Source organism: Azospirillum fermentarium (assembly GCF_025961205.1).
Classification (GTDB): Bacteria; Pseudomonadota; Alphaproteobacteria; order Azospirillales; family Azospirillaceae; genus Azospirillum; species Azospirillum fermentarium.
In genome coordinates this window covers 305,388-330,993 of record NZ_JAOQNH010000001.1, presented here as the reverse complement: position 1 = coordinate 330,993, position 25,606 = coordinate 305,388, and the positions used below count along the sequence as shown (strand labels likewise).

At 68.5% G+C, this 25,606-nt stretch carries 23 protein-coding genes and 1 riboswitch; of the genes, 11 read left to right on the top strand and 12 right to left on the bottom strand.

Going from position 1 to position 25,606, the window contains the following annotated elements; all coding sequences use genetic code 11:
* Positions 1 to 186 precede the first annotated feature (186 nt).
* The 3 genes from M2352_RS01630 (at position 187) to M2352_RS01620 (ending at position 5,227) form a co-directional block, all read left to right on the top strand.
* Positions 187 to 2,745 carry a methyl-accepting chemotaxis protein gene (locus M2352_RS01630; protein WP_264662775.1) on the top strand — a complete coding sequence of 853 codons (2,559 nt, stop codon included), beginning with the start codon at positions 187 to 189 and terminating at the stop codon, positions 2,743 to 2,745.
* 203 nt (positions 2,746 to 2,948) lie between these two features.
* Positions 2,949 to 4,763: a YbaL family putative K(+) efflux transporter gene (gene ybaL, locus M2352_RS01625; protein ID WP_264662774.1), complete on the top strand. Its 1,815-nt coding sequence runs from the start codon at positions 2,949 to 2,951 to the stop codon at positions 4,761 to 4,763.
* Positions 4,764 to 4,873: 110 nt separating this feature from the next.
* On the top strand, positions 4,874 to 5,227 hold the full coding sequence (locus tag M2352_RS01620) for a hypothetical protein (protein ID WP_264662773.1): 354 nt from the start codon (positions 4,874 to 4,876) through the stop codon (positions 5,225 to 5,227).
* 72 nt (positions 5,228 to 5,299) lie between these two features.
* On the opposite strand, the gene M2352_RS01615 is transcribed toward M2352_RS01620, so the two are convergent.
* The 3 genes from M2352_RS01615 to msrA all read right to left on the bottom strand — a co-directional run bounded on the left by M2352_RS01615 (position 5,300) and on the right by msrA (position 9,111).
* A complete protein-coding gene (locus M2352_RS01615) occupies positions 5,300 to 7,471 on the bottom strand; it encodes a DNA translocase FtsK (protein WP_264662772.1) in 2,172 nt (723 codons plus the stop codon).
* On the bottom strand, positions 7,468 to 8,241 hold the full coding sequence (locus M2352_RS01610; RefSeq protein ID WP_264662771.1) for a PAS domain-containing protein: 774 nt from the start codon (positions 8,239 to 8,241) through the stop codon (positions 7,468 to 7,470). The genes M2352_RS01615 and M2352_RS01610 overlap by 4 nt, the downstream gene beginning before the upstream one ends.
* A gap of 228 nt (positions 8,242 to 8,469) precedes the next feature.
* Positions 8,470 to 9,111, bottom strand: a complete 642-nt coding sequence (msrA, locus tag M2352_RS01605; protein WP_264662770.1) for a peptide-methionine (S)-S-oxide reductase MsrA — start codon at positions 9,109 to 9,111, stop codon at positions 8,470 to 8,472.
* Between the two features lie 137 nt (positions 9,112 to 9,248).
* On the opposite strand from msrA, the gene M2352_RS01600 reads away from it, so the two are divergent.
* A complete protein-coding gene (locus M2352_RS01600; RefSeq protein ID WP_264662769.1) occupies positions 9,249 to 9,695 on the top strand; it encodes a hypothetical protein in 447 nt (148 codons plus the stop codon).
* Here the strand turns inward: M2352_RS01600 and M2352_RS01595 are convergent, their stop codons facing one another.
* From M2352_RS01595 to M2352_RS01575, 5 genes are all read right to left on the bottom strand, one after another.
* On the bottom strand, positions 9,696 to 10,520 hold the full coding sequence (locus M2352_RS01595) for a TrmH family RNA methyltransferase (protein ID WP_264662768.1): 825 nt from the start codon (positions 10,518 to 10,520) through the stop codon (positions 9,696 to 9,698).
* Positions 10,517 to 11,095: a YqaA family protein gene (locus tag M2352_RS01590; RefSeq protein WP_264662767.1), complete on the bottom strand. Its 579-nt coding sequence runs from the start codon at positions 11,093 to 11,095 to the stop codon at positions 10,517 to 10,519. Before M2352_RS01590 ends, M2352_RS01595 begins: the two co-directional genes overlap by 4 nt.
* Before the next feature lie 40 nt (positions 11,096 to 11,135).
* Positions 11,136 to 12,434, bottom strand: coding sequence for a hypothetical protein (locus M2352_RS01585; RefSeq protein ID WP_264662766.1), 1,299 nt, complete (start codon positions 12,432 to 12,434; stop codon positions 11,136 to 11,138).
* A 118-nt stretch (positions 12,435 to 12,552) separates the two neighbouring features.
* Positions 12,553 to 13,569, bottom strand: coding sequence for a hypothetical protein (locus M2352_RS01580; protein WP_264662765.1), 1,017 nt, complete (start codon positions 13,567 to 13,569; stop codon positions 12,553 to 12,555).
* Positions 13,570 to 13,738: 169 nt separating this feature from the next.
* Positions 13,739 to 15,007, bottom strand: coding sequence for a pentapeptide repeat-containing protein (locus tag M2352_RS01575; RefSeq protein ID WP_264662764.1), 1,269 nt, complete (start codon positions 15,005 to 15,007; stop codon positions 13,739 to 13,741).
* Between the two features lie 370 nt (positions 15,008 to 15,377).
* Between M2352_RS01575 and M2352_RS01570 the strand changes: the two genes are divergently transcribed.
* A complete protein-coding gene (locus M2352_RS01570) occupies positions 15,378 to 16,226 on the top strand; it encodes a DMT family transporter (RefSeq protein ID WP_264662763.1) in 849 nt (282 codons plus the stop codon).
* Here the strand turns inward: M2352_RS01570 and M2352_RS01565 are convergent.
* Positions 16,193 to 16,513: a type II toxin-antitoxin system CcdA family antitoxin gene (locus M2352_RS01565; RefSeq protein ID WP_264662762.1), complete on the bottom strand. Its 321-nt coding sequence runs from the start codon at positions 16,511 to 16,513 to the stop codon at positions 16,193 to 16,195. The genes M2352_RS01570 and M2352_RS01565 overlap by 34 nt on opposite strands.
* A gap of 128 nt (positions 16,514 to 16,641) precedes the next feature.
* Positions 16,642 to 18,516 (bottom strand): molecular chaperone HtpG, encoded by a 1,875-nt coding sequence (gene htpG, locus M2352_RS01560; protein WP_264662761.1) that lies wholly within the window; start codon positions 18,514 to 18,516, stop codon positions 16,642 to 16,644.
* 359 nt (positions 18,517 to 18,875) lie between these two features.
* Between htpG and groES the strand changes: the two genes are divergently transcribed.
* From groES to M2352_RS01545, 3 genes are all read left to right on the top strand, one after another.
* Positions 18,876 to 19,166, top strand: a complete 291-nt coding sequence (gene groES, locus M2352_RS01555; protein ID WP_264662760.1) for a co-chaperone GroES — start codon at positions 18,876 to 18,878, stop codon at positions 19,164 to 19,166.
* Between the two features lie 75 nt (positions 19,167 to 19,241).
* A complete protein-coding gene (gene groL, locus M2352_RS01550) occupies positions 19,242 to 20,882 on the top strand; it encodes a chaperonin GroEL (RefSeq protein ID WP_264662759.1) in 1,641 nt (546 codons plus the stop codon).
* A 613-nt stretch (positions 20,883 to 21,495) separates the two neighbouring features.
* Positions 21,496 to 21,795, top strand: a complete 300-nt coding sequence (locus M2352_RS01545; RefSeq protein ID WP_264662758.1) for a hypothetical protein — start codon at positions 21,496 to 21,498, stop codon at positions 21,793 to 21,795.
* 58 nt (positions 21,796 to 21,853) lie between these two features.
* On the opposite strand, the gene M2352_RS01540 is transcribed toward M2352_RS01545, so the two are convergent.
* Together M2352_RS01540 and M2352_RS01535 are read right to left on the bottom strand one after the other, a co-directional pair.
* Positions 21,854 to 22,618, bottom strand: coding sequence for a YkgJ family cysteine cluster protein (locus tag M2352_RS01540; protein WP_264662757.1), 765 nt, complete (start codon positions 22,616 to 22,618; stop codon positions 21,854 to 21,856).
* A gap of 16 nt (positions 22,619 to 22,634) precedes the next feature.
* On the bottom strand, positions 22,635 to 23,114 hold the full coding sequence (locus M2352_RS01535) for a YchJ family protein (protein ID WP_264662756.1): 480 nt from the start codon (positions 23,112 to 23,114) through the stop codon (positions 22,635 to 22,637).
* A gap of 186 nt (positions 23,115 to 23,300) precedes the next feature.
* Positions 23,301 to 23,403: riboswitch (TPP riboswitch) on the top strand.
* Between M2352_RS01535 and thiO the strand changes: the two genes are divergently transcribed.
* The 3 genes from thiO (at position 23,396) to thiG (ending at position 25,588) form a co-directional block, all read left to right on the top strand.
* Positions 23,396 to 24,568, top strand: a complete 1,173-nt coding sequence (gene thiO, locus M2352_RS01530; protein ID WP_264662755.1) for a glycine oxidase ThiO — start codon at positions 23,396 to 23,398, stop codon at positions 24,566 to 24,568. It overlaps the preceding riboswitch by 8 nt.
* On the top strand, positions 24,565 to 24,783 hold the full coding sequence (thiS, locus tag M2352_RS01525; protein WP_264662754.1) for a sulfur carrier protein ThiS: 219 nt from the start codon (positions 24,565 to 24,567) through the stop codon (positions 24,781 to 24,783). Before thiO ends, thiS begins: the two co-directional genes overlap by 4 nt.
* Positions 24,784 to 24,814: 31 nt before the next feature.
* Entirely contained in the window at positions 24,815 to 25,588 is a 774-nt protein-coding gene (gene thiG, locus M2352_RS01520; protein WP_264662753.1) for a thiazole synthase, read from the top strand.
* The last annotated feature ends 18 nt before the right edge of the window (positions 25,589 to 25,606 follow it).

Sequence of the window (25,606 nt, the reverse complement as noted above, 5' to 3'; positions counted from 1 at the left end):
TCATCCCCATGCATAAGGACTTTCCGCAGGAAAACCGTTGGGTATTTGTTAACCGGTTTCTCTGATGATAAGGATCAATGACGAATAATAAAGCGTCAATATAGGGAGCGCCCGATGTCTTATGAGAAGTCGAATGGTTTGCCAGGGAAACATTTGCCTGTATCCGGTCCCGGCAGCGGATTCGGCTTGAGCATCAAGGCCAAGCTTCTGGCCGCGTTCGGTGGCATCGCCGCCATGACCGTCGGCGCCAGCCTCGTCGGGCTGGTCTCGTACCGGGCGGTGGAAGCGCCGCTCGCCCATATCACCCAGGAAAACCTGCCCGGCATGATGCTCGCCAACACGTTGGCGAAGGAAAGCAACATCATCGCCGCCGCCGCCCCCACCCTGGACGCCGTGCATTCCCAGGCCGAGCGTGACGCGGCCTATAAGAAGATCAGCGCCCGCGCCCAGCAACTGATGTCGGTGCTCGACACGCTGGCGGCCAAGCGGCCCGGCGATCCGCTGCTGGTGGATCTGCGCGCGCGCGTGCAGGCCATGCTGGCCTCGCTGGAAAAGCAGAACCAGACCGTCAGCCGCCGGCTGGAGCTGGAGGAAAAGCGCGACCGCGCCCTGTCGGGCCTGGGGTCGGCCTATGAGATCTTTTCCAAGACCCTGACACCGGTGGTGGATGCCGCCGGGGTGGCGCTGCGGGGCAAGGGCGAACAGCTCACCTCCTTCACCAGCGAGGAATTGAGCAACACCCGCGGCGCCGTCATCGACCTGTCCGCGGTCAACGACATCCGTGCCGCGGCCAAGACGCTGGGGCAGATCCCGGCCCTGGCCGGCATCACCGCCGATCCCCAGCGGCTGTCGGCGCTGGACGACCTGCGCGCCCGCGCGGTGGTGACGCTGCGCACCCAGCTCATCAACCCCAGCGAATGGCTGGGCGGGCCGGAGATGCGCGCCCTGGCCGAAACCCTGATCGGCACGGTCAGCGATGCCGCCGACCCGGTGGCCCTGCGCCGCCGCCTGCTGGACGCCGACCCCGACGACCGCCGCACCCTGGTGCAGGAAGCCGAACGCAACGCCACCCGCACCCTGGTCGCGGCGGAAGCGGTGGAACAGGCGGTGACGCCGCTCCTGTCGCGGGCCAAGCTGCGCATCAACCTCGCGCTCGACCGGGTGCAGGACCAGACCCGGGATTCCCTGGACGAGCTGCTGCAGGGCGGGCTGGCCCGCTTCCGCGCGGTGCTGGAACTGGATGCCGCCGGCAGCGCGCTGGCCGGCAGCCTGACCGAGGCCGCCACCGCCACCGACCCCGCCCGGCTGGACGCCATCAAGGCCCGCTTCGCGCTGGAGGTGAACAAGCTGCGCACCCGCCTGAGCGTGCTGGGCAGCGAGGCGGAGGACAGCGGCCTGTCGGCCTTCGCCGACCTGATCATCGGGTTCGGCAGCGACAAGGACAATCTGTTCGACCTGCGCCGCGCCATGCTGGCCCTGGCCGAGGACGCGGTGACGGTGCAGCAGGAGGGCCGCGCCCAGGCCGCCGCCCTGACCGCGTCGGTGGACATGGAGGTGTCGGCGCTCAGCAACGAAACCGACGCCGCCGCCGCCGGTGCCGATGCCGCCATCGCGTCGGGCCGGCTCTATCTGATGATCCTGGCGGGGGCCAGCCTGTTCGTTGCCATGGGGCTGGCGTGGTTCACCGTGGGCCGCGGCATCACCCAGCGGCTGGGCCGGCTGGCGGTGGCCATGCGCTCCATCGCCGACGGGCGGCTCGACACCACCATTCCCACCGGCGGGCGCGACGAGATCAGCGACATGGCCGCAGCGTTGGAGGTGTTCCGCGACACCGCCCTGGAGGCCCGCGAAGCCACCCGCCGCACCGAGGAGGAACGCGCCCGCGCCGCCCAGGAACGCCGCCGCGCCATGCTGGATATGGCCGAAAGCTTCGAGAACAGCGTGCGCTCGGTGATGAGCCGGGTGGCCGAGGCCGCCACGGCGATGCAGTCCCTGGCCGAGCGCATGACCGATACCGCCCGCCAGACCAGCGGCGAGGCCACCAGTGCCGCAGGCAGCTCGCGCCAGGCGTCCAGCAGCGTGGAGGCGGTGGCCGCCGCCGCCGAACAGCTTTCCATCTCGATCCAGGAGATCGGGCAGCAGGTGGTGACGTCCAGCCGCATCGCGCGGGAAGCGGCGGAGGCCGCCGCCCGCACCGACCGCACGGTCGAGGGGTTGTCCGACGCCGCCAACCGCATCGGCGAGGTGGTGAGCCTGATCAACGACATCGCGTCCCAGACCAACCTGCTGGCGCTGAACGCCACCATCGAAGCGGCCCGCGCGGGCGAGGCCGGGAAGGGTTTTGCCGTCGTGGCGTCGGAGGTCAAGAGCCTCGCCAACCAGACGGCGCGGGCCACCGACGACATCCAGACCCAGGTCAGCGCCATGCAGGCGGCGACGCGGGAATCGGTGGACACCATCCGCGGCATTGCCGACACCATCCGCACCATGAACGACATCGCCACGTCGGTGGCGGCGGCGGTGGAGCAGCAGAGCGCCGCCACCCGCGAGATCGCCCGCAACGTGCACGAGGCCGCCGACGGCACCCGCCATGTGCTGACCAGCATCGACGCCGTGGCCCGCGCGGCGGAGGAATCGGGCCGCTCCGCCACCCAGGTGCTGGAGGCTTCCTCCACCGTGGCGACGGAGGTGCGCTCGCTGGACACCAAGGTGCGCGGCTTCATGGATCAGGTGCGGGCGGGCTGACGTCCCGGTTCCGTCCCCCCCGTTTGACGCTTCCGAACCGAGACTTCCGCACCGCCGTCCGTATTTCCCCGGACGGCGGTTTTCTTGTGTGGATCGTCCGTGTGGAGGACAGTCCCAGGGTTTATGGGGTGGGCTTCGGCCACCATATAGCGGCTTTGCCCACTCCCCCGCCCCGTCAACCGCCCAGGGAAAGCCCGGCCTTCATGTTCCATGTTCCGCCGTTGATCGCCACCATCGCCATCGGACTGGTGATGGCCTTCGCCCTTGGCTTCGCCGCCCGGCGTTTCGGCCTGCCGCCGCTGGTGGGGTATCTGCTGGCGGGGATCGCGGTGGGGCCGCACACGCCGGGGTTCGTCGGCGACGGCGAGCTGGTGTCGCAACTGGCCGAGGTGGGCGTCATCCTGCTGATGTTCGGGGTGGGGCTGCATTTTTCCATCGGTGATTTGTGGGCGGTGCGCCGGGTGGCGCTGCCGGGGGCGGTGGTGCAGATCCTGGTCGCCACCGCCATCGGGGCGGGGGTGTCGCTGCTGTGGGGGTGGGATCTCAACGCCGGGCTGGTGTTCGGCCTGTCCTTGTCGGTGGCCAGCACGGTGGTTCTGCTGCGGGCCCTGGAAAGCCGCCGCGCGCTCGACACCCGCGACGGGCGCATCGCGGTGGGCTGGCTGGTGGTGGAGGATCTGGTCACGGTGATGGCGCTGGTGCTGCTGCCGGCGCTGGCCCCCGGCAAGGACGCGGGCGGGGGCGGCGGCTTCCCGTGGATGGAACTGGGGCTGACGCTGGCCAAGGTGGGGCTGTTCGCGGCGGTGATGCTGATCGCCGGGCGGCGGGTGCTGCCGTGGCTCTTGGGACAGGTGGCGCGCACCGGATCGCGCGAGCTGTTCACGCTGGCGGTGCTGGCCGCGGCGCTGGGTATCGCGCTGGTGTCGGCGTCGCTGTTCGGGGTGTCGCTGGCGCTGGGCGCCTTCTTTGCCGGCATGGTGCTGAGCGAAAGCGACCTCAGCTACGAGGCCGCGGCCAAGAGCCTGCCGCTGCAGGATGCCTTTGCCGTGCTGTTCTTCGTGTCGGTGGGCATGCTGTTCGACCCGATGGTGCTGGTGCGCGACCCGCTGCCGGTGCTGGCGACGCTGGGCATCGTGATCATCGGCAAATCCCTGGCCGCACTGGTGCTGGTGGTGCTGCTGGGCCATTCCATGCGCACCGGCCTGACCATTTCCGCCAGCCTGGCGCAGGTGGGCGAGTTTTCCTTCATCCTGACCGGGCTGGGGGTGGCGCTGGGGCTGATGCCCAGCGAAGGGCGTGATCTGGTGCTGGCGGCCGCCTTGCTGTCGATCACCCTCAACCCGGCGGTGTTCGCCGCCGTAGACCGTCTGGCGGAATGGATCGGGCGATCCAACCTCAGCCGTCCGGCGTGGTGGCCCCACGCCGGCGACCCCGCCCCCACGGTCCCCCATGGGGAGGCGCCGCACCTGCGCGATCATGCCATCGTGGTGGGGCACGGGCGGGTGGGGGCGCTGGTGTGCCGGATGCTGGCCGACCGGGGCCGCCCGTTCGTGGTGGTGGAGCAGGACCGCCGTCGGGCGGAGGAGCTGCGCGCCCGCGGCCTGACCGTGGTGTGGGGCGACGGCGGCGAGCCGGAGGTGCTGGAGGCCGCCGGGGTGAAGAAGGCGCGGCTGGTGGTGCTGGCCGCCCCCGGCACGGTGCAGGGGCGCCGGGTGGTGACCAGCGCCAAGACCCTCAACACCCTGGTGGACGTGGTGGTCCGCGCCGCCGGGGAGGAGGAGATGGGGTGGCTGGACAGGAACGGTGTGGGCATGGCGGCCATGGGCGAGCGGGAATTGTCGCTGGCCATCGGCGCCTATGCCCTGGCCCGCCTGGGCGTGCCGGAGGCGGAGGCCCGTGTTCTGGTCCAGCGCTTCCGCGCCACCTTGCGGGTGGGGGAGGGGCTGAACGGCGACGGCTCCCCCGCCCCCGAACTGCGCCCCCGCCGCGAGGACGAACCCGCGGAATCCGCCTTGTAAAAAAAACGGCGGGTCCGGGTGGCGGCCCCGGCATGGGCCGCGGCGTTTCGTGCCCTGTGGTTTCCGCGTGGCTGGTATAGGATGGAACCCCGCCACCACGCTCTCTTCCCATGACGGCCAACCCTCCCCACCCGCCACCGGAAAAACCACCCGTCGCGCTGTGGCCGGCGATGGTGTGGATCGCCGCCGGCCTTTACCAATTTGCGCTGACGCCCGCGTCCTTCGCCTTCTGGAAGGGGGCGGTGTACTTTCTGGCGGGCGGCCCGGTGATGCTGCTGGTGGCCGGGACCGCGGCGGCGCGTCTGCGTCTGGCGGTTCAGCAGATGGTGGCCGACGTGTTCCCGGACGAGGATTGGTTCACCGGGCTGGTCAGCGCGTCGCTGCGCATCATCCTGGGCACGGTCGAGACGCTGATGGTGCTCTTTGCCGCCCGCGGGCTGGTGGGGCTGCTGGCGTGGGGGTGAGGGCGTGCAGCGGTCACCGGCTTGTCCGGGACGCATGACGCCCCGGACAAGCCGGTTTTTTGACGATCGCCCTCACACCCCCGCCCGCTTGGCCGACAGCCCGGCGGTGGACATCAGCACCTCGCGCTTGCCCTGGTGGTTCGGGGGGGTGACGATGCGCTCCTGCTCCATGCGCTCCACCAGACGGGCGGCACGGTTGTAGCCGATCTGGAGCTGGCGCTGGATCGAGCTGATCGAGACCCGCTGGTCGCGCACCACCGTGGTTACCGCCTGCATGTAGAGGTCGTCGGCGGAATTGCCGCCGCCGCCCTCGTCCTCGTCGGCGGAGATGGCGTCGTCCTCTTCCTCGGTGATGGCGGTGACGTAGTTGGGCGCACCCTGGGCTTTCACGTAATGGACGATCTCCTCCACTTCCGAATCCGAGACGAAGGGGCCGTGGACGCGGGTGATGCGGCCGCCGCCCTGCATGTAGAGCATGTCGCCCTGACCCAGAAGCTGTTCGGCCCCCGCTTCGCCCAGGATGGTGCGGCTGTCGATGCGCGAGGTCACCTGGAAGCTGATGCGGGTGGGGAAGTTGGCCTTGATGGTGCCGGTGATGACGTCCACGCTGGGCCGCTGGGTCGCCATGATCAGGTGGATGCCGGCGGCGCGCGCCATCTGGGCCAGACGCTGGATCGCCGCTTCGATCTCCTTGCCGGCCACCAGCATCAGGTCGGCCATCTCGTCCACGATGACGACGATGAAGGGCAGGGCCACCGGCTCGGTGGGCGTCAGGTCGATCAGGCCGTCGTCGGCGCCGCCGGGGGGCACGCGGCGCGGCATGGTCTCGCCGTTGGCGATCATTTCGGTGATGCGGGCGTTGTAGCCTTCGATGTTGCGCACGCCCAGCTTGGACATGGCCTCGTACCGGCTTTCCATCTCCCGCACCGCCCAGCGCAGGGCCACCACCGCCTTTTTCGGGTCGGTGACCACAGGCGTCAGCAGATGGGGGATGCCGTCATAGACCGACAGCTCCAGCATCTTGGGATCGACCATGATGAATCGGCAGCGCTCCGGCGGCAGCCGGTAGAGCAGCGACAGGATCATGGTGTTGATGGCCACCGACTTGCCCGACCCGGTGGTGCCGGCCACCAGCAGGTGCGGCATGCGCGCCAGATCGGCCACCACCGGCGACCCGCCGATGTCCTTGCCCAGTGCGATGGCCAGATTCTGCGTGGAGTTCTGGAAGATGTCGGACTGCAGCATCTCGCGCAGATACACCATCTCCCGCACCGGGTTGGGCAGTTCCACGCCGATGACGCTGCGGCCCGGCACGATGGCGATGCGGGCGGTGACCGCGCTCATGGACCGGGCGATGTCGTCGGTCAGGTTGATGACGGTGGCCGATTTGGTGCCGGGGGCCGGTTCGAATTCATAGAGCGTCACCACCGGGCCGGGGCGCACCTCCATGATCTCGCCGCGGACGCGGAAGTTCTTCAGCACCGTTTCCAGCATGCGGGCGTTGTGGGCCAGCACGGTTTCGTCGTGCTGCTGCGGCGGGGCCGGCGGCGGCGATTGCAGCAGATGCACGGGCGGCAGGTGATAGGAATCGTCGAAGGGCTCTTCCTCCGCCGTCTCCCCGTCAACGTCCTCCTCTTCCTCCTCGTCCCCGTCCCCGTCCTCCTCATCGGCGGCGGCGGCGTCGAAACCGTCGGCGTCGTCGGGACCGGCGCCGTCTTCCGCGTGGGCCGCGCCGGCATCCTCGTCCATGGCGGCGTCATCCACCGGGTTTTCCGGGGCCACGTCTTCAGGGACCGGGGCTTCCTCCGTCACGGCGTCCGCTTCCGCTGGGGCGTCCGCGCCGGGGAAGTCTGCGTCGGGGGCGTCCGCGGCGGCCGCGGTCACCGGGGGGGCGTCAACCGCGGGGGCCTCTTCGGCCAGGGGAAGGGCTGCCGGAACCGGGGCGGGCACGGCATCGGGTTCCTCCTCCACGCGCACCTCGTCGGCCCATTCCACGCCGGCCAGGAAGGCAAAGCCGGCCACCACGGCCAGCGCCTCGTCGCTCATCCCGGTGGAATAGACGGTGCCGGCGCGCGGGGTGCCGGGCAGCACCTCCACCGCCCATGACAGGCGCCCGTCCCCCGCCGCCATGGCGGTGAGGTTGAAGGGGCGCCCGTTCAGCGCGCACCACAGATTGAATTCATCGGCGGTGACGATGCCCGACTGGGTAACGGGGGCGATCACATGAGGCATACGCGGCGTCATGCCGTGGCTCCCGGCAGGAGAATGATGGTCGTGTTGGTGTCGGCGATGTCCGCGGTCTCGGCGTGGGCCGCGAGGGGGCTCGGCGCGGGTTTTTCCGTGGGCGGACCGTCGGGGATCGGACCGTCGGGGAGCCGGTCTTCGGTGGGCGGATCCTGGACGGGCGGCTCGCCGGCGGGTGCGCCGTCCGGGGCCGTTTCATCCGCCGGGCCTTGTCCCACAGCCGCATCGTCCGTGCTTTCGGGGGCTGTGCTCTCGGAGGCCGTGTTCGTGGAGAGGGGGGCTTCGGGCGCGGTTTCCGGGGTGGTTTCGGCCACAGTCTCCGGCGCCGGTTCGGGGGGGACCGCATCCGGTGCGTCCGGCGGGGGGGCCGCCCCGATCCCGGAGGCCCCGGCCTCGGAAGCCCCGGCTTCGGAAGCCTCAGCCCCGGTCACTTCGTAGGCGCAGACCATCAGCTTGTCCACGGTGACGCCGTCGTTGGACAGCGGCAGCACCAGCCGTTCGAACGCGCGGGTCACGCCGTCGAAATCCCCGGTGTGGAGGCGGGCGATGGGCAGGCGTTCGCGCAGGGCCGTGTCGTATTCCCCGCGCACCAGACGCCGCTGGTCATCGGGCAGCGCGTCCAGGGTATGGCCAAGTCGGGAATGGCCCCAGGCCCGTTCCAGAGCCTTGCCATAGTAGGAATACACGAAGTCGTCGTCACCGACGATTTCGAAGATGACAATATTATCCTTCCACGGGCGTAGCTCCGTGGGGGAAATGCTGGATGACACCGGGGGTGTGCTGCCGTCGCACTTGCTCAGCCAAAAGTCAAGAAGGCTGTTGAGGGCAGGTGTTGACAGCTCTGGTCTTTCTGCGGTGGTCATCGGGCGGTGCGGCTGTTCATGGGAAAGCCGGTCCAGGCCGGCGGAAAGCGGCCAAACCATACCCGCAAGACACAAGCCGGCGCAACCGGGGCCGCGGCCCCGGTTCCGGTTTTGGCGCGGCGTTGCCGCCCGTCCTCAGCCGGGGCAGGCGATGCCGGTGCCGCCCAACCCGCAATAGCCGTTGGGGTTCTTCGCCAGATACTGCTGGTGGTAGCCTTCGGCGAAATAAAAAGGCGGGGCCGGGCGGATCTCGGTGGTCACGGCGCCGAATCCGCCGGCCCCCAGCGCCGCGGCATAGGCATCGCGCGACGCCAGCGCCGCCGCGGCCTGGGCATCGGAATGGGTGTAGATGGCCGAGCGGTACTGGGTGCCGATGTCGTTGCCCTGGCGCATGCCCTGGGTGGGGTCATGGCTTTCCCAGAACACCCGCAGCAGCGCGTCGAAGGTGATTTTCGCCGGGTCGAACACCACGCGCACCACCTCCGTATGGCCGGTGCCGCCGCTGCACACCTCGTCATAGGTGGGGTTGGGGGTATGCCCGCCCTGATAGCCCGCCGCCGTCACCCACACGCCGGGCGTGGTCCAGAACCGCCGCTCGGCCCCCCAGAAGCAGCCCAGCCCCAGATCGACGGTCTCGGTTCCCGCGGGATAGGGCGGGGCCAGGGGATGGCCGCTGACCGCGTGGCGGGCGGGGATGGGCATCGGCTCGTCCCGTCCGGGCAGGGCATCGTGCGGCGTCGGGATGGTCAGGGGTTTGCGGAAGAGGTGGCCCAGCATGGCGAACGCTACCCTTGTGTCGGTGTTCTCAACCAAGTGGTGGGTGCGGCGCCGGGGGCAAGGCCCGGCGGCGGTGAAACACGGATGGCCCCAGCGCTGTTGACTCAACCAGAAACACCAAGCAAGGAGCACGGACCATGGGTATGGCCTGGGAAAGCGCCGGTTACCAACGGCTGAAAGCCATCGGGGCGCGGCATGGCCGCGTCACCACCGGCGATGTGGCCCGCACCCTGCCGCTGGCCGACCTGTCGGTGGCGGATCTGACCGCCCTCATGGAGCGGCTGGAGGATGACGGGATCGAGGTGGACGTGGACGCATCGCTGCTGATGCCCCGCCGCGCACCGGTGGACCGCGAGCACGGCGTGGGCGTGGTGGACATGGCCAATCCGGCGGCCCCGGCCATTTCCGCCCCCGGCGCCCGCCCGGCCACGGCCAGGGAGATCGCCGGCATGGGCTTCGCCCGCCAGCCGGACGCGCCGGGAAGCCACCACCACGCCCCCACCCTGGAACGGGGCGGGGTGGATATGCTGCCCCTGCTGTCCATGGGCGCCGTCGCGGTGGTGATGCTGGTGGCGTTTAGCTGACTAAACCCGCCCCGCCGCCAGCGCGTTGATGAGGATGGCGGCGGTGGCGGCCACGTTCAGCGACTGCACCCGCCCGCTGCCGGGAATGGTCAGCACCGCGTCGCAGGCGTCCAGCGTGGCCCGCGGCAGCCCCTCTTCCTCGTTGCCCAGGATCAGGGCAATGGGCGGGCCGGGGCGGGTCAGCGCCTCCACCCCGACCGTGGGGCGCTTGGGGTCGAGTGCCGTGCCGATGACGCGGTAGGCGGGCTTCAGCCGCTTCAGCGTGGCGGCGAAACGCTCGGCCCGCCACAGCTCCAGCCATTCGAAGCCGCCCTCGGCCACGCGGTAGGCGGCCTCCGACGGCAGGGCCTGGGCCGGGTGGTCGGACACCACCAGCCGCGGCAGCCCGAAAAAGGCGGCGGTGCGGACGATGGCGCCCAGATTGTGCGGGTTGCCCACCCCGTCCAGCAGCAGCAGCGGCTGCCGCGCCACCGCCCAGCGGGGAACGTCGGCGGTGTCCAGCGGCGGCACCGGGCGGGGCGTGGTGACCGCGACGATGCCACCGTGCAGCACCGTGCCCGCCACCTTCGCCAGTTCCTCGGCGTCCACCATGCGGTAGGGACGGCGGAACGCGGCCATGGTGCGGCAGAAATCCCCCGCCGCGTCCTTCAGCCGGGCGTCGAAGAACAGCCGCTCCACCCGTTCCGCATCGCGGGCGAACAGGGCCGATACCGCGGCAAGACCGGCGATGCGCAGGGTCTTGCGCGGCTCCTCCGCCCGTACCGGGGCCTTGGGGGGGATGGGGCGCCCCCCGCGGGGGCGGCCGGGACCGGACCGGGACGTCACAGCAGCTTCACCGCCAGGAAGCCGCCCACCAGCAGCACGGCGAACACCGTGGTGACCAGCGTCAGCCGCTTTTCGATGAAGGCGCGGATCGGCTCCCCGCACCAGTACAGCAGGGCCGCCACCAGGAAGAAGCGCATGGAGCGCGAGATGATCGACGCCCCGATGAAGATCCCCATATTCAGGTGCGCCACGCCCGCGGTGATGGTCAGCAGCTTGTACGGGATGGGCGTCATGCCCTTCAGGATCAGGATCTCGGCGCCATAATCGACAAAGGTCTGGCGCAGGGTGTCGAACTGCCCCTCCAGGTGATAGAGGTCGATGACCCAGCGCCCGATGGTCTCGTACAGGAAGAAGCCGATCAGATAGCCGGCGATCCCCCCCACCACCGACGCCACCGTCGCCAGCGCCGCGATGGACCAGGCCCGCTTGCGGTCGGCCAGGATCATCGGGATCATCAGCAGATCCGGCGGGATGGGGAAGAACGAGCTTTCGGCAAAGGACACCGCCGCCAGCCACCCCCGGCTGTGGCGGGAGGCGGCCTTTTCCATGGTCCATTGATACAGGCGCTGCAGCATCGGGGCGGGCGGTCCGGTGGTGGAGAGACAGGTGTCCCTTTTACCCACGCGGTGCCGTTCCCGCTACGCCCAAATCGGGGGTACCCGTCCGGGCGCTCCCCCCGTCGGTCATGGTGCCGTGCATGAGGGTGTTGTGGTGGAGGGTGACGGCCAGCAGCCCCACCGCCGCCATCACGCTGACCGCCACGATCACCCGGCGCAGCGTCTTCCACGAGGTGATGATCCCCAGCCAGAACACCACCAGCAGCGGCGGAAAGATCAGCAGGCACGGCACCGCCAGCGCGTCCGCCGGGATGGCATCGCCCGCCAGCGCCGCCGGCAGCACCAGCCCGGCCAGTGTCACCACCGCGGCCCCGGCCAGCAGCCCGTCGCGCGGCAGCAGCTTGCGCCACGTCCACCGCCGTTTCGCCAGCATGGCCGCCCCGGCAAAGGGCAGCACCGCCACCGGCAGAGTCAGCAGCAGCTCCCACCGGGCATGGGGCAGCAGCGCCCCCCCGGTGATCAGCATCTCCAGCCGCGTCCAGGCATCGGGCGTGCCGGGGGCGGAGGCCGCCTCCCACCATCCCGCCACCCGCTCGGCCAGCAGGGCGGCCAGCGGCAGCAGCACCAGCCCCAGCTTGGCCGCCGCCGGGCCGGCGGGGACGGTGCCGTCGCGCACCGTGGGTTCGGCGGGCTTGAACCGGCGGGGCAGGGCGTCCTGATAGAGCAGCAGCCATCCGGCGTAGCACGCCAGCATCAGCGCCAGCGCCACCCCGCTCAACGGGTGGGCCAGCCCGGTCAGCAGCCCCAGCCCGGCCAGCACCGCCGCCGGCCACGCCCCGCCGCCGTCCCCCAGCCGCCGCCAGTGCCGCAGCAGGTAGCCCAGGCTGACCAGCAGCAGCGGCAGGCTGAACAGCAGGTCGTAATACCCCAGCCCCAGCGGGGCGGAAAACAGGAAGGGCAGCGCGTACCACCCCAGCGGCCCGTTGTCGGGATAGACGGCGGTGACCGCGTAGCGCATGGCCAGCGGCAGCGCCACCACGCACCCGGTCAGCAGCAGCTTGGCCGCCGCCGCCGGGGCGGCCACGGCCAGCAGCACGGCGAACAGCGGCTCCACCAGCCCGTTCGGTCCCAGCGCCTCGGCGGTCAGGGTGGCGGCGGACAGGTCGGGGGGGAGGGCATCGGGGGGCAGCAGCCCGGCCAGCAGCCGGCTCAGCGCCAGGGCTGCCCCGTCTTCGGCAAAACCTGGCCACGGCAGGCTCCACAGCGCCGTGACCAGCACCGCAAGCGCGGCGGTGAACAGCACGGGTTCGGGGGAGGGAAGCTTGCCCGCGGTGGGGTGGAGGATGGAATCGCTCATGAGGGTCTCCCGGCGGGACGACGGCGGGGGCCGTCCTGGCGGGTGGAACGTATGAGCGGGGGGAAACGGTGCGGGGCCTCTCCTTCCGCACCGCCTCCTCGCCATCAGAAGGAGGGTGTTACGGCGACCGGAGATTCTCCGGCACGATCAGCGGCTGGAAAGAGAACACGCCCGGCGAATCCGGGTCCACCAGAACGCGCACGGCGTGGACGTGGCCGTCGCCCATCACCTGCAGCCGGGTGAAGGTCTCCAGCGTGGTCTTGCCGTCGGGCATGGTCAGGGGCTGGTCGATCACCATCTCGTGGCTGTCGCCCTGCACCAGCAGCACCGGGTTGCGGAACGCCTTGGTCCCTTCGGTCAGCGCCTCCAGCGTGTCGTTGAAGCCGTTGCCGGTGCGGTCCTTGCGATAGAATTCGGGGTCGGCCTGCATGACGAGGACCACGGCCTCGGCCCCCGACTTCGACGCTTCGGCAAAGCCGGCCTTGATCCAGGCGATGTTGGCGGCGTTGCGGGCGGTGTATTCGTCGGTCTTGCCCTTGGAATCGGGCAGGTTGTTGTTGGACCCGATGACGTGGACGGTGACGAACAGCACCTTGCCCACCGCCCAGCGGGCGTTTTCCACATAGGTGGCGAAGGCCGGGTCGATGTCCCCCTGACGCACCAGCGGCAGCGCCGTCTTGCCGAAGCTGACCGGGGCGGCAAAGAACATGGCGCGGATCCTGGCCAGCCGCTCGTCGGGGTCGAAGCGTCCGGCCTTTTCCCGGTGGCAGTCGGTCCATTCGTTGTCGCCGGGGGTATAGACCAGCGGCTGGTCGAACAGGCCGAACTGATCCTTCACCCGCTGGAACATCGCGTCGGTGCACGGCGTGGAGCCGCTCTTGATGTCGCCCACATGGACCGAGAAGGCGGGCTTGACGCCGTTGACGGCGCGGATCAGCGTCTCGAACCGGGTGTCGTCGGCGGGCAGGTTGTAGGGCATGTCGCCCATCGCCACGAATTCGAAGGCATTCGGCCCGCCGAACCCGGCGGCGGTGGCCGGTCCCGCCATCAGGGATGCGGACAGAAGAAGAGCGGACAGCGACAGGGCGGGCACGGCGGCACCCCGGCGGGCACCACGGCAAAGCCGGCGGATCATCGGGCAGCGTCCTATGTTTGGTCGTTTCGCCGTGCGGACGGGAGTGTTTCGCACGCAAAGGATGGAAGAGCCATAACCGCCGCCGGTGACGGGGCGATGACAGTCCCGTGACCATCCCGTGAATGGCGTTTCATGGTGACGCGGAAACCCGCCTCCGCCCGCTCCGGGGTCAGACCAGCCCCACCGTTTCGGCGGTGATGGCGCCCTCCAGGTTGGCGCCGCCCAGGTCGGCGCCGCTGAAGACGCAGCCGGTCAGGTTGGCCCCGGCCAGATTGGCGCCGCGCAGGTCGGCGCCGCTGAGGTTGGCCCCGGCCATGTTGGCCTTGGACAGGTCGGCCCCGGCCAGGATCGCCATGCTCATGCGCGCGCGCTGAAGGTTGGCCCGCCACAGATGCCCGCTGGCCCCCTGGATCTGCACGGGGCTGAGCAGGGCCTTGGTCAGGTTGGCATTGGTCAGGGTGGCCCGCTCGAAATTCACCCCCCGCAGGTCGGCGTGGGAGAAATCGGTCTTGCGCAGATCGGCCAGCGACAGGTCGGCGATGGCCAGCACCGCCCCCACCATCGACGCCCCGCGCAACGTCACGCATTGCAGCACGCCGGCCGAGATGTTCACCCCGTCCAGCCGCTTGCCCGACAGGTCCAGCGACGACAGGTCGGCGCGCCGGCCGTCCTTGCCGCTGCTGTCGATCCAGGCCAGATGCAGGGTGATGATGCGGTGCAGCTCGCCGCCGTCCTGATCCTCCAGCGCCTTGGCCAGCACCGCCCCCGACAGGGCGCCTGAGCGAAGCTGCCCGGAATCGAGGATGGCGCCGATCAGATTGGCGTTGGTGAAATTGGCCCGCCCGATGGCCGCCCCGGTCATCACCGCGCCCGACAGCCGGGCGCCCGACAGGTTGGCCTCCGACAGGTCGGCGTCGGTCAGGTCGCAGCCGGTCAGGTTGGCGTTGGACAGGTTGGCCCGCTGGAACTTGGCGCCGCGCAGGATGGCGTCGGTCAGGTCCGACTGCATGACGAAGGAATTGGCCATCTTCGCCCGCGTCAGGTCGGCGGCGCGCAGGGTGGCCGCGGTCAGTTCCGCGTTCAGCACGCTGTTGTCGTGGCTGTGCTCGCGCAGTTCCCCGCCCGCGGTGTAATGCAGCAGGGTGCCGTCGCGCAGGTCCACCTCCACCAGCACCGCTTCCGACAGGACCGCCCCCCGCAGGCAGGCCCCGCGCAGGTCGGCGCGGCGCAGGTCGGCCCGCTCCATGTTCGCCAGCCGCAGGTCGGCGGCGTAGAGGTTGGCGCCGCTGAGATTGGCGCCGGTCAGCCGCACGCTGAACAGCTTGGCCCCCGACAGGTCGGCGTCGGACAGGTCGGCGTTGGTCATGTCCAGATGGGACAGGTCGGCCATCTTCAGGTTGGCGCGCGCGCCGCCGTGCTGGCTCTTGCGAAAGGCCATGTGGCGTGACAGAACGGCATTAAATTGGCTTTGAGACAATTTAATGCGGCCTTCGCGGGATTGGGCGGAGGCAGAGGTGCTCATCGCCTGATCCATTTCCTTGGCCAAGAGGGAATGCCTCGTCTTTTACGTCTTTTTACCATTTTACTTCTGACTCTATTGATAAGAACGTACGGAGCTTCTGTCCACCTTATCTTTCGACCAGCCGCCCCTCTCTGTTCGTCCTGTGACGTTGGCGGGGGGGCTGGCCGTTTCGTCATGCACCCGCCACCGAGCTGCATCGCACAATAGACGATTGCTGGGATCAATCACGGATGGTCAAGCTCTCCGGCTTTTGGCGGGGGGCGGGATGCGGCGGCTTGAAGGATCGTTGGCGGGCATTGCCTGGATGATGGCGGCGACGCTTGTGTTCGTGACCCAGGACGCCACGTCGCGCGTGCTGCTCCACGCCTATCCGGTGGCGGAGGTGGCGTGGGCGCGTTTCACCATCCACACGGTTCTGGCCGCCGCCGTGGTTCTGGTGCGCTCGCCGGCCCTGCTGCGCGCCAACCGGCCGGGGTGGCAGGTGGTGCGGTCGCTCCTGCTGTTCGGGGTGTCCATGCTGATGATGGTGGCGCTCCAGCTCATGCCCTTCATGGACATCGCGGCCATCGTGGCGGTGACGCCGGTGCTGGTGACGGCGCTGTCGGTGCCGCTGCTGGGCGAAACCGTGGGGTGGCGCCGCTGGCTGGGGGTGCTGGTGGGGCTGGCGGGGGCGATGATGGTGGCCGGCCCGGCCAGCACGGCCTTTCGCTGGGCGGTGGCGGTGCCGCTGCTGATCGCGCTGACCAACGCGCTCTATCAGATCGTCACCCGCAAGCTGGGGCCGGAGGATCACCCGCTGACCACCTCGGTCTATACCGCCCTGGTGGGGGCGGTGGGCACCACCCTGTTCCTGCCGCTGGCGTGGGTGACGCCCGATGCCGCCGGGTGGGCGCTGATGCTGGTGCTGGGGCTGGCGGGCACGCTCAGCCATTACTGCATGATCCGCGCCTACACCGCGGCCACCGCGTCGGTGGTGGCGCCGTTCGGGTACATGACGCTGGTGTGGGCCGCCGGCTATTCCCTGCTGCTGTTCGCCGAGATCCCCGGCACCATGACCATCGCCGGCTCACTGGTCATCGCCGCCAGCGGCCTCTACATCCTCTACCGCGAGCGCACGGTGAAGGGGGTGGAATAAGCGTCGTGGTCCGGGGTGAATGCGTGGTTCCACTCGTCCGCGAAGCGCCCATGGGTCTCATCGAACGCATTCCAGGCGGCGACGACTTTTTCCCGATGCGTGCGGTCGTCGTCCTGTTTGCGCCGCTGCTCCTGCATCCATGTGGCGAGCAGCGATTCGATGGTGCCGGACAGGTTGTCCGTATAGGCTTGAGCCGTGCGCACCAGATCTTCGTTGACGGTGATGTTGAGGCGCGTCTTGGGGGCGTCGGCATCATATCCCGTTTCGGAGCGCCGCGCGTGGTTCATGACGCCTCTCCCGTTCGTGGCGTGTGTAGTATCATACACACGGACGGGAATCGCAATTGATGCGCCATGGGACAGGGATCACGGAAAAGGCCCGCCGCTGGCGCGTTGCCGGCGGCGGGCCGTGATCCTTACACCAGCCCCTTTTCCATCATCGCCGCCAGACGGCGGGCAAAGGCGGCGGGGTCGGGCAGCGGGTCGCCTTCGACGATGCGGGCCTGATCCAGCAGCAGATAGGCCATATCCTCCAGGGAATCCGTCGCCCCCTCGGCCTTCGACCGTTCGGCCAGCCGCTTGATGAGCGGGTGGGTGGGGTTGATCTCCAGGATGCGGGTGGGGCCGTTGTCCAGGGCGTTCAGCTGGTTGTGCTGCTTCAGCAGCCGTTCCAGATGCATGTCCATGGCGTTGTCGTCGGCCACCAGACACACCGCACTCTCGGTCAGGCGTTCCGACGCGCGCACGTCCTTCACCTGCTCGCCCAGCGTCAGCTTGACGAGCGCGATCAGGGACGACAGGTCGCCTTCCGGCGCCTTGTCCGCTTCGGGCTTGTCCTCGCCGCCCTTGATCTTGCCCAGGTCGGCGCCGCCGCGGGTGACCGACTTGAACGGCTTGTCCTGATAGCTGCCCACCGACGGCACCCAGAATTCGTCAACCGGGTCGGTCAGCAGCAGCACCTCGATGCCCTTGGCGCGGAAGCCTTCCAGTTGCGGGCTCTTCATCAGGCTGTCCACGTCGTCGCCGGCGATGGTGTAGATGGCCTCCTGGCCTTCCTTCATCCGGCCCACATACTCTTCCAGCGACACCAGCCCGTCGCCGGCGGTGGTGCGGAAGCGCAGCAGCTTCAGCAACTCGTCGCGGTGCTCGTAATCTTCGTACAGACCTTCTTTCAGCACGGCGCCGAAGTTGGTCCAGAAGGTTTCGTACTCGGTCTTGGCGTCCTCGTCGCGGGCCTTCTTGTTCAGGTCGCCCAGGACGCGGCGGGTGATGCCGGCGCGGATCTTGGCCAGCATCGGGTTGTGCTGGAGCATCTCGCGGCTGATGTTCAGCGGCAGATCCTCGCTGTCCACCACGCCTTTCAGGAAGCGCAGATAGGGCGGAATCAGCCCCTCGGCCCCTTCGGTGATGAACACCCGCTTGACGTACAGCTTCACCCGGTGGGCGCGCTTGGGGTCGAACAGGTCGAACGGCTTCATCGACGGCACGAACAGCAGGTTCGTGTATTCGATGGCCCCTTCGGCACGCCAGTGCAGCGTCAGCCACGGGTCGTCGAAGCTGTGGCCGACGTGGTGGTAGAATTCCTTGTACTGCTCGGGCGTGACGTCCGACTTGGACCGCACCCACAGGGCCGACGCGCTGTTCAGCGCCTTGGCCTCGTCGCCGTCACCGAACAGGATCGGGATGGCGATGTGGTCGGAGTATTTGCGGATGATGCCGCTGAGGCGGCTTTCCTCCAGATACTCGTCGTCGCCGTCGCGCAGGTGCAGGATCACGCGGGTGCCGCGGGGCAGGTCCGCGGCCTCGGCGATGGTGAATTCGCCCTTGCCGTCGGACTCCCAGCGCCAGCCCTGCGCTTCCCCGGCGCGGCGGGTCAGCACCGTCACCCGGTCGGCGGCCATGAAGGCGGAATAGAAGCCCACGCCGAACTGGCCGATCAGGTTCACGTCCTTCTTGCCGTCGCCGGAAAGCTGCTTCATGAACGCGGCGGTGCCGGAGCGGGCGATGGTGCCCAGGTTCTCCACCAGATCCTCGCGGTTCATGCCGATGCCGTTGTCGGCGACGGTCAGCGTGCGGGCGTCCGTGTCCACCAGCAGGCGCACCTTCAGCGCCGGATCGTCGGCGGACAGCTCCGGCTGGGTCAACGCTGCGTAGCGCAGCTTGTCGCAGGCGTCGGAGGCGTTGGAGACCAGCTCGCGCAGGAACACTTCCTTTTCGCTGTACAGCGAATGGGCGACGATATCGAGCAGGCGGCTGACCTCGGCCTGGAAGCTGAGCCGTTCCTCGGTCATGGGATCACCATCTTCTTTTGTGTGTGAAAGGGAATTTTGAATCGGGAATGGCCGCACATATGTGGAAATGCGCGGCGAAGTGCAAGAGGCATGGCGCCTCCCCGCCCCGAATGACGTTCGTGTGAAATTCTGCCGCATCCGTAGGCGGCGCTTTTGGAAAAATATTGTATTTTATCAATATGTTATCCCGCCTCCCGCGGTGTGGGCAGCCGCTGGCGGCAAAAAATGCGCAAATCCCCTCTTGAATCCCGATGGCCTCTCGATTAGCTGTTTGGCACTCGCCGGGAGGGAGTGCTAACACGATCCCCGGTTCCAGAATCAAACCTCAATCGTCTTTTGAGTTCGAGGAGGCTACCACCATGAAGTTCCGTCCGCTGCACGACCGCGTCGTCGTCAAGCGCCTTGAGTCCGACACCAAGAGCAAGGGCGGGATCATCATCCCCGACACCGCGAAGGAAAAGCCCCAGGAAGGGCAGGTCATCGCGGTGGGTCCGGGCGCGCGCGACGAAGCGGGCAAGGTCGTCGCTCTGGACGTGAAGGCCGGTGACCGCGTTCTGTTCGGCAAGTGGTCCGGCACCGAAGTGAAGATCGACGGCGAAGATTTCCTCATCATGAAGGAATCGGACATCATGGGCATCATCGAGGGCTGATTTAAGCTCTCTGTTGCCTGCTGATGCTCTTCGCATCTTTGCGTCCCAATTTTACGATTTAAGGAAAACGAGACAATGGCTGCCAAGGAAGTCAAGTTCTCCGCCGTCGCCCGCGAAAAGATGCTGCGCGGCGTGGATATCCTGGCCGATGCGGTCAAGGTGACCCTGGGTCCCAAGGGCCGCAACGTCGTGATCGAAAAGTCCTTCGGCGCTCCGCGCATCACCAAGGACGGTGTGTCGGTCGCCAAGGAAATCGAACTGGCCGACAAGTTCGAGAACATGGGCGCCCAGATGGTCCGCGAGGTCGCCTCGAAGACCAACGATCTGGCCGGTGACGGCACCACCACCGCCACCGTGCTGGCCCAGGCCATCGTCCGCGAGGGCGTGAAGGCCGTGGCCGCCGGCATGAACCCGATGGATCTGAAGCGCGGCATCGACCTGGCGGTCGAAGCCGTCGTCGCCGACATCAAGTCGCGCGCCAAGAAGATCACCACCAACGACGAAGTGGCCCAGGTCGGCACCATCTCCGCCAACGGCGAAGCCGAAATCGGCAAGATGATCGCCCAGGCCATGGAAAAGGTCGGCAACGAAGGCGTCATCACGGTGGAAGAGGCCAAGAGCCTGGAAACCGAACTGGACGTCGTGGAAGGGATGCAGTTCGACCGCGGCTACCTGTCGCCGTACTTCATCACCAACGCCGACAAGATGATCTGCGAGCTGGAAAGCCCGTTCATCCTGCTGCACGAGAAGAAGCTGTCGGGCCTCCAGGCTCTGCTGCCGGTTCTCGAAACCGTCGTGCAGTCGGGCAAGCCGCTGCTGATCATCGCTGAAGACGTCGAAGGCGAAGCGCTGGCCACCCTGGTGGTCAACAAGCTGCGCGGCGGCCTGAAGGTCGCGGCGGTGAAGGCTCCGGGCTTCGGCGACCGCCGCAAGGCGATGCTGGAAGACATGGCCATCCTGACCGGCGGCCAGGTCATCTCCGAAGACCTGGGCATCAAGCTCGAAAACGTCACCATCGACATGCTGGGCACCGCCAAGAAGGTCGTGATCTCCAAGGAGACCACCACCGTCGTGGACGGCGCCGGTTCGAAGGAAGACATCGAAGCCCGTTGCGGCCAGATCCGTGCGCAGGTCGAGGAAACCTCCTCGGACTACGACCGTGAAAAGCTGCAGGAACGTCTGGCCAAGCTGGCCGGCGGCGTCGCGGTCATCCGCGTCGGCGGTGCGACCGAGATCGAGGTGAAGGAACGCAAGGACCGCGTTGACGACGCCATGCACGCCACCCGCGCCGCGGTGGAAGAAGGCATCGTCGCCGGTGGCGGCACCGCGCTGCTGTACGCCTCCAAGGCTCTCGACGCCCTGAAGCCGATCAACGACGAACAGCGCGTCGGCATCGACATCGTGCGCCGCGCCCTGCAGTCGCCGATCCGTCAGATCGCCTACAACGCCGGTGAAGACGGCTCGATCATCGTCGGCAAGCTGATCGACCAGAACAACCCGAACTTCGGCTTCGACGCCCAGAAGTCCGAGTACTGCGATCTGGTGGCCGCCGGCATCATCGATCCGGTGAAGGTCGTCCGCACCGCCCTCCAGGACGCCGCCTCGGTGTCGGGCCTGCTGATCACCACCGAAGCGATGATCGCCGAAAAGCCGGAAAAGAAGGCCCCGCCCGCCATGCCCGGCGGCATGGGCGGCATGGACGACATGGGCTTCTAATCAAAGCCTCTGTCTCCCGGCCAACCGGAAGAACGAAGAGCGCCTCCCGCACGGGGGGCGCTTTTTCGTTTCAGGCGCCCTGGTTTCAGGCTTCGGGAATGTCGGGGCCGCTGCCGAACACCCACGGCTTCCGCCCGTCCGTACTCAGGATTTCCATCGGAAGGCGGGGCAGCCGCGTCCGAACCGCTGGGCAAAGGCTGTTGCGGTTCATGAAAACCCTCACTTTGGAACCCGATGCGGGGATCATAATGAGGGATTTTGCCATAACCCTCATTATCCAGATCCCATGCGGCACCATACGGAGGGTTTTTCCGAATCGCCGCATCCGTTTCGTCTCCATGCTCGGGGAAAGAGGGCGGCCGATTGTCCACAAAGCGTGGTGGGAAAATCTATAATGGCAAATTTTCCAAAAGAAGGGCTTCTATCCTACTGAAATCATCGGGAATGAAGCTGCGGTACCCTGTGGTTGGTACCCCGCTCTCGGTTGCGGACAAACAATCCACATTTTTTTATGAGAATATTGTTCTTGAAAACAATAATATCAAAAATTTGAATTGAGGCGGTTTGATTTCAAGGCGCACAAGGTGTCCACACAAAATTAATGGAGATATCCATGCGCTCCCTGAAGATTGCTTTTGTCGCTGCTTTCGCCGTTGCGGCGGTTCCGGCCCTGGCCTTTGCCGATGATTTCGAAGCGCTGTGCACCGCCACCGACAAGTCGGAGCCGACCGTCAAGTCGTGCCAGTGCGCGTCCACCAAGCTGAGCGGCGCCGACCGCACCGCCGCCATCGACGCGATGAAGGCCGTGAACGGCGCCATGGCCGCCGGCAAGGCCGAAGAGGCCGCCGCCGCCACCCAGAAGCACGCCAAGGGCATCGAGATCCTGATGACCGCCCAGGCCACCTGCATGTAATCCGCAGGATGAAGGGGCGGGGGGCGCCGTGACGGGCGCCCCCCGCCCTTTTTTGCGTCTACCGCCGGAACCGTTCCATCTCGGCGGCGAAGCGTGTGTAATGAGCGTGGTACTCGGCCCATTCCGGTTTGCCTTCGGTGCGGGCGGCGTGATCCGTCAGCACCGGGATCTGCCGTTCCGCGAAGGCGCGGGTGTCGATGGTGCGCGACAGGCTGAGGAACGACGAAAAGCTGACCGGCACCTTGCCGCCCATGGGGTTCAGCGATGCCTTCGCCAGCAGCGCCACCAGCGACGGGCTGGCCTTCACCATCATGTCGGCATAGGCGCGCAGGGCCGGGGCCTGCTGCACCAGGGCGGCACGCTCGCGGGTGAAATCACCCTTCTCCACGATCGTCTTGTCCCGGTACACCACCGGGGCCGCGTCCGACGTGTCGCAGGCCCAGCCCGCCCGCGGGGTCAGGTACGGGCGCTGCTCCCCCTCCTCCTGATAGGGGTAGAAGGGCATGGTGCGGCAGCGCAGCGGCTTGGCATCGTGGACCGAGCACAACAGCCCGTCGGCGGACAGCAACGGGCACGGCATGTCCGGCGGGATGTAGACGGTGGGCATCAGCAGCACCGCCACCTCCTGCCGCCGGTCCAGGCGCACGGTGGCGCCCAGGCGCGCGGCGAGCGCGAAGGACCTGGCCCCCTTGCGCACCGGCGCCCAGATCATCGCCAGGGGAAAATCACCGGCGTGGGCGACGGCCTCGTCCACCGTCAGGGGCAGCCAGCCGTGGCAGCATTTGCCGCAGGCGGTGCAGTGGAAACGGTGCTCCATCGCCATGGTGCCGGATACCGGGTCAGGCGCCGCAGCACTTCTTGTGCTTCTTCCCCGACCCGCAGGGGCAGGGATCGTTGCGGCCCACCTTCACCACCTGGCGCGGCGGCGCCTTGGGGTTCAGGTCGCCGCGCACGTACAGCCAGCGGCCCCCGTCGTGGCGGAAATGGGCGCGTTCCCGCTGCACCATGTCCTCGCCGTTCCGACGGAACCGCAGGGTGAAATCCACGGTGGCCGTGCCGTCGCCGGCTTCCGCCCCGCCGGTGATCTCCACGCTGTCCCACTCCACCTCGGCGGCGGCGCGCTCGGCCTCGGGGCGGTTGAACTCGGCGGCGATCTCGGGGGCGTGGGTGCACTCCACGTAATCCAGGTTGCCCTGGGTGAAGGCGGTGTAGCGGGCGCGCATCACCGCCTCGGCGGTGGGGGCGTCGGCGGTGCCGGCGATGAACGGGCCGCAGCAGCCCGCAAGGTCAAGGCCGGAGCCGCAGGGGCAGGGGATCATGGGTGGGCTTTCCGGGGAAGAAGACAAGGGGGAAACGGGGCGGCGGGCACCATACCAGCCGCGCCCGCACCGGGCCAGCACGGCGGGGGCATCACGCCTTTGCGGGATGGGCTGCGGTAATGCAGCGCCATGGAAGGTTGAGGATTTTTCTTGCAAAGGTGCGGACGCGGGTTCACCATCCGGCCCGACCATAGGCTGGGGTGCCGCCCGGTTCCGTCCGTGCGGCTGAGATCATACCCATCGAACCTGTCTGGATAATGCCAGCGAAGGGAGCCACCGCAATGGACGCACCCACGTCCGCCATCCGTCCGTTCTCCGTTTCCTCCCACCCGTCCGTCGCCGTCGTCGGCGCCGGGGTGATCGGCCTGTCCATCGCCTGGACGCTGGCGCGGGCCGGCTGCCGGGTGTCGGTGTTCGACCGTGGCCCCGTCGGCGGCGGGGCCAGCAACGCCGCGGGCGGGATGCTGGCGGCCTGCGTCGAATCCGAACCGGGGGAGGAGGCGCTGGTTCCCCTGGCCCGCGCCAGTCAGGCGCTGTGGCCCGGCTTTGCCGCCGACCTGCACGCCGCCGGTGGCATCGACCCGGAACTGCGGACCGAGGGCACCATGGTCATCGCCCGCACCGCCGACGATCTGGGGCGGGTGCGGTTCCTCTATGATTTTCAGAAGGGGCTGGGGCTGCCGGTGGAATGGCTGCCGGGGAGCGAGGTGCGGCATCGTGAACCTTTCCTTGCTCCCGGCATCGGCGGTGCTATCTTTTGTCACGAAGACCATCAGGTTGACAGCCGCCGGTTGGTGGCGGGCCTGCACAGCGCCTGCGTGAACGCCGGGGTCATGGTGTCGGCGGGCGTGCCGGTCGCCCGTCTGAACCACACGGACGGGCGTGTTACAGGCGTAACGGTGGGGGATACCGCCGTAACGGCCGATGTGGTGGTCCTGGCCGCGGGGGCGTGGTCGCGGGATCTTCCGGGCTTGACGGACGCCGGCCGCCCCCCGGTGCGTCCGGTCAAGGGGCAGATGGCGGCGGTGCGCATGAGCGCCGCCGCCCCGCTCCTGTCCCATGTGGTGTGGACCCCCGGCACCTACCTCATTCCCCGCCGCGACGGGCGCCTGATCATCGGCGCCACGACGGAAGAGGCGGGGTTTGACGAACGCCTGACCGCCGGCGGGGTGATGGCCCTGCTGGAGGGGGCGTGGCGGGCGCTGCCCGGCATCGCCGACCTGCCGCTGGAGGAGACGTGGGTGGGCTTCCGCCCCACCGCGCGGGACGACGCGCCGATCCTCGGCACGGGTCCGCTGGACGGGCTGGTCTATGCCACCGGTCACCACCGCAACGGCATCCTGCTGACCCCCATCACGGCACAGGCCATCGCCGCCCTGATCCTGGAGGGGGAGATGCCGGCCGTGGCCACCCCCTTCGCCCTGTCCCGTTTTCACCCCGCGCGTGCCGCATGACCGCCGCCGCTTTCATCCGCGTGAACGGTCAGCCCCAGCCGTGCCCGGCGGGGCTGACCGTCGCCGCCCTGGCCCACGCCCATGGCCTGGAGGCCGGGGCCCGCGGCGTGGCCGTGGCGCTGAACGGCGCCGTGGTACCGCGGGGCCGCTGGGGGGAAACCCCGCTGGCCCCCGGTGACACGGTGGACATCGTGCGCGCCTTCCAGGGCGGCTGATCATCCCTTCCCACACCTCGGAGAGTTGCTCATGACCGACGACGCCCTTGTCATCGGGGGACGGCGGCTGACGTCGCGCCTGTTCCTCGGCACCGCCGGCTATCCCAGCCGCACCGTGATGCTGAACGCGCTGGAGGCCGGGGGAGCGGAGGTGGTCACCGCCTCCATCCGCCGCATCAGCCTGGACGGCTACGCGGAAAGCCTGGTGGACGCGCTGGGAGACCGGCTGCTGTTCCTGCCCAACACCGCCGGATGCCTGACCGCCCGCGACGCCGTGCTGACCGCCCAATTGGCGCGGGAGGCGCTGGGCACCGAGTGGGTCAAGCTGGAGGTGATCGGCGACAGCGAACTGCTCTATCCCGACGTGGAGGAGCTGTTGCGCGCCACCGAAACCCTGGTGGCCGACGGCTTTACTGTGCTGCCCTATTGCAACGACGATCCGGTGACCTGCCGCAAGCTGGCCGACGCCGGGGCGGCGGCGGTGATGCCGCTGGGCGCTCCCATCGGCTCCGGCCTCGGTATCCAGAATCCCCACGCCATCGAGGTCATCTGCGCCCGCAGCCCGGTGCCGGTGATCCTCGACGCCGGCATCGGCACCGCGTCGGATGCCGCCCTGGCCATGGAACTGGGGTGCTCGGCGGTGCTGCTCAACACCGCGGTGTCCAAGGCGCGCGACCCGGTGCGCATGGCCGCCGCCATGGCCGGGGCGGTGCGGGCCGGACGTGACGCGCGGCTGGCGGGGCGGATCCCCAAGCGCTTCGGGGCGGAGGCGTCCAGCCCCCAGCTCGGCCTGATCGGCTCTTGATCGGCGGGGGAGGGGATG

Bases quoted from the DNA above. Each gene is read 5' to 3' on its own strand.
- M2352_RS01620 (WP_264662773.1), top strand. From the start codon at position 4,874: ATGACGGCCAACCCTCCCCACCCGCCACCGGAAAAACCACCCGTCGCG.
- msrA (WP_264662770.1), bottom strand. From the start codon at position 9,111: ATGCTGGGCCACCTCTTCCGCAAACCCCTGACCATCCCGACGCCGCAC.
- M2352_RS01600 (WP_264662769.1), top strand. From the start codon at position 9,249: ATGGGTATGGCCTGGGAAAGCGCCGGTTACCAACGGCTGAAAGCCATC.
- groES (WP_264662760.1), top strand. From the start codon at position 18,876: ATGAAGTTCCGTCCGCTGCACGACCGCGTCGTCGTCAAGCGCCTTGAG.
- ybaL (WP_264662774.1), top strand. From the start codon at position 2,949: ATGTTCCATGTTCCGCCGTTGATCGCCACCATCGCCATCGGACTGGTG.
- M2352_RS01575 (WP_264662764.1), bottom strand. From the start codon at position 15,007: ATGGCCTTTCGCAAGAGCCAGCACGGCGGCGCGCGCGCCAACCTGAAG.
- M2352_RS01615 (WP_264662772.1), bottom strand. From the start codon at position 7,471: ATGACGCCGCGTATGCCTCATGTGATCGCCCCCGTTACCCAGTCGGGC.
- M2352_RS01535 (WP_264662756.1), bottom strand. From the start codon at position 23,114: ATGATCCCCTGCCCCTGCGGCTCCGGCCTTGACCTTGCGGGCTGCTGC.
- thiG (WP_264662753.1), top strand. From the start codon at position 24,815: ATGACCGACGACGCCCTTGTCATCGGGGGACGGCGGCTGACGTCGCGC.
- M2352_RS01580 (WP_264662765.1), bottom strand. From the start codon at position 13,569: ATGATCCGCCGGCTTTGCCGTGGTGCCCGCCGGGGTGCCGCCGTGCCC.
- thiS (WP_264662754.1), top strand. From the start codon at position 24,565: ATGACCGCCGCCGCTTTCATCCGCGTGAACGGTCAGCCCCAGCCGTGC.
- M2352_RS01540 (WP_264662757.1), bottom strand. From the start codon at position 22,618: ATGGCGATGGAGCACCGTTTCCACTGCACCGCCTGCGGCAAATGCTGC.
- M2352_RS01565 (WP_264662762.1), bottom strand. From the start codon at position 16,513: ATGAACCACGCGCGGCGCTCCGAAACGGGATATGATGCCGACGCCCCC.
- M2352_RS01590 (WP_264662767.1), bottom strand. From the start codon at position 11,095: ATGCTGCAGCGCCTGTATCAATGGACCATGGAAAAGGCCGCCTCCCGC.
- htpG (WP_264662761.1), bottom strand. From the start codon at position 18,516: ATGACCGAGGAACGGCTCAGCTTCCAGGCCGAGGTCAGCCGCCTGCTC.
- groL (WP_264662759.1), top strand. From the start codon at position 19,242: ATGGCTGCCAAGGAAGTCAAGTTCTCCGCCGTCGCCCGCGAAAAGATG.
- M2352_RS01585 (WP_264662766.1), bottom strand. From the start codon at position 12,434: ATGAGCGATTCCATCCTCCACCCCACCGCGGGCAAGCTTCCCTCCCCC.
- M2352_RS01545 (WP_264662758.1), top strand. From the start codon at position 21,496: ATGCGCTCCCTGAAGATTGCTTTTGTCGCTGCTTTCGCCGTTGCGGCG.
- thiO (WP_264662755.1), top strand. From the start codon at position 23,396: ATGGACGCACCCACGTCCGCCATCCGTCCGTTCTCCGTTTCCTCCCAC.